This is a genomic window from Mesorhizobium sp. M2A.F.Ca.ET.037.01.1.1 (genome assembly GCF_003998075.1).
In the GTDB taxonomy this organism is placed as follows: Bacteria; Pseudomonadota; Alphaproteobacteria; order Rhizobiales; family Rhizobiaceae; genus Mesorhizobium.
Window position 1 is genome coordinate 1 of the sequence record NZ_RZSA01000906.1, and the last position, 2651, is coordinate 2651.

General features: G+C 63.0%; 3 protein-coding genes. 2 read left to right on the forward strand and 1 reads right to left on the reverse strand.

All coding sequences use genetic code 11. The features are described from left to right. Positions 1–669 (forward strand): FadR/GntR family transcriptional regulator (locus tag EOA27_RS31080; protein ID WP_145970648.1); only part of this gene is annotated, 669 nt, incomplete at its 5' end. 22 nt (positions 670–691) lie between these two features. On the opposite strand, the gene EOA27_RS31085 is transcribed toward EOA27_RS31080, so the two are convergent. Then, positions 692–985, reverse strand: coding sequence for a DUF3175 domain-containing protein (locus EOA27_RS31085; protein WP_126081915.1), 294 nt, complete (start codon positions 983–985; stop codon positions 692–694). 251 nt (positions 986–1236) lie between these two features. Between EOA27_RS31085 and EOA27_RS31090 the strand changes: the two genes are divergently transcribed. Continuing rightward, positions 1237–2463: an MFS transporter gene (locus tag EOA27_RS31090; RefSeq protein WP_127258054.1), complete on the forward strand. Its 1227-nt coding sequence runs from the start codon at positions 1237–1239 to the stop codon at positions 2461–2463. Positions 2464–2651 lie beyond the last annotated feature (188 nt).

Sequence of the window (2651 nt, forward strand, 5' to 3'; positions counted from 1 at the left end):
GTGCACACCTCTCTGGCCAGCGAGATCGGGCTTCGCATCGTGCGCGGCGATTATCCGCCGGGCACCATCCTGCCCAATGAAGCGAAATGGTCGGAGACCTTCGACGTCAGCCGCTCGGCGGTGCGCGAGGCGATCAAGATGCTGATGGCGAAGAGCCTCCTGGCGTCGCGACCCAAGATCGGCAGTTGGGTCGAGCCGAAGGAACGCTGGAACCTTCTCGACCGCGACGTGCTCGCTTGGTACGCGACGTCGCCGGATCGCGAGGTGTTCCTGAGGACAGTGCAGGAATTCCGCCATATCATAGAGCCAGAGGCGACGGCCTTCGCGGCGATGCGGCGCACTGACGAGCAGATGGCCGAGATCAGCCAGGCCTGCCGCGAGATGGGCGAGGCCACCAACCTGCAGGAGCGAACCCGCGCCGACACGCGCTTCCATCTCGCAATCCTCAGGGCCTCGGGCAACGACCTCCTGGTGCCGCTGGGCGTGCTGATCGAATCCGCCTTCGACCATCTTTTCGCATACACGACGCGCGAGTTGGACGATCTGCAGCATGTCCAGAAGCTGCATGAGGCGATTGAGAGGAATATCCGCCTGAAGAGACCGGACGCGGCGCGCAACGCGGTCCGCAAGTTGTTGGCCAACACCGACGAAGTGATCCAATCGCGTTAGGGTCTGCCCCGACCTGGCAGATTTAATGCTGATCCTGCTTCTCTCGGCCGAAGGCGACGCGCAACTCATCCTTCGCCTTTTCCAGCACCTTCTTGCGCTCATCAGGCAGGTTCTTGCCGGCGCGGTTGATGTAGAAATTCAACATCGACATGGCGGATTGGAACGGCTCCGCCTTGCGACGGTCGCTGTGCTCGGCCGAGCGCTTCAGCGAGGCGGCGATCTTCCTGGCGTCGTCGGATTCAAAGACGTGCTCCTCGAGATCCAGCGCATCGCTGTGCTCGGTCACGTCGGCTGACCATTTCTTCTTTGCGGTCATGGCGAAACTCCTTGCCAGAGCGGTTCACCGGTTTGCCGCTGAACCGCTCCATCTCTTTGTTTCCAGCAATTCCGGACGGAAAACCGTTAGACACTTTTCCTGGAATTGCTCTGAGGCAAAACTCCAGGAAATGAGACGGGTTCCCGGTTCTGGTGCCACGGATTGGCCGGTCGTGGCGCTGCTCGGCCCGGCAAATGCGCCGATAGTGGAGGCCGAACCGCGGACTTCCGAGAACAGCGGACAGGAACGCCTTGACGACGATCTCCAGCAATGCAGCGCCCCCGGGCATAGACAGCGCTTATGCCTGGACGAGGCTGGCCATTTCCGTGTTGCTAGCGACCATTGGGGGTGTCGGCATGTGGGCGGTGGTCGTCGTTCTGCCGGCGGTCCAGGCCGAGTTTGGCGTCGATCGCGCGGCGGCGTCGATGCCTTACACCGCGACCATGGTTGGCTTCGCGGCCGGCAATGTGCTGGTCGGGCGCGCCATCGATCGTGTCGGTTACTGGATCCCGGCGCTTGTTTCCTCAACGGCGCTGGCTGCCTGCTTCCTGCTGGCGTCGCTCTCCGATTCAATCCTGCAGTTCACCTTCGCCCAAGGCTTGTTGATCGGGTTGGGGACATCGGCGATTTTCGGACCGCTGATCGCCGACATCTCGCACTGGTTCAATCGCCGGCGCGGCGTTGCGGTGGCCGCGGCTGCGTCCGGCAGCTATCTCGCCGGAACGGTCTGGCCGGCGATCATACCGCCGCTGATGCGGGCGGAGGGCTGGCGCTTCACCTATCTGGTAATCGGCATCGCGTGCCTGGCGACGATGGTGCCGCTGGTTCTGATGTTGCGCCGGCGTGCTCCGGTGGTCGTCGCAGGCTCGCCAGGCACGCGCCTGGTCCAGCCGATCGCATTGTCGCCGGCTGCACTTCAGATGCTGCTGGTGATAGCTGGTCTCGGCTGCTGCGTGGCGATGTCGATGCCGCAGGTGCATATCGTCGCCTATTGCCTGGACCTCGGCTATGGCGTCGCGCATGGCGCCGACATGCTCTCGATCATGATGGCCGCCGGCGTCGTCAGCCGCCTCGCTTCCGGCTTCGTCGCCGATCGGATCGGCGGGGTGAGGACCTTGCTGATCGGTTCGGTTCTGCAATGCCTGTCGTTGTTCTTTTACATTCCCTTCGACGGGCTCGCCTCGCTCTACATCGTCTCGCTGGTGTTCGGCTTGTCGCAAGGCGGCATCGTGCCTTGCTACGCGATCATCGTGCGGGAATACATGCCCGCCAAGGAGGCTGGCCAACGCGTGGGCATCGTCATCATGGCGACCATTTTCGGCATGGCTATCGGTGGCTGGATGTCGGGCTGGATCTACGACCTCACCGGTTCCTATTCGGCCGCCTTCCTGAACGGGATTGCCTGGAACCTGCTCAACATCCTGGTGATGCTTCTGGTGTTCTGGAAGGCAAGACGCAGCGTCATCGTCGTGGCCTGACGGGCTGGTGCCGGCGCTTTTGCAGGAAGACGCCTCGGCTTGACAACAAATCGCGGCTGCGCGACGCCAAGCCAAATGAACGCGGTACGGGCCTGCGAGATGGCGACACCAAGATCAATGGCATTGCGGGCGCGCAGCGGGCGGGATTTGCCGCACGGGGCTTGCCCTTGAGCAAGCCGCGCTCCCGC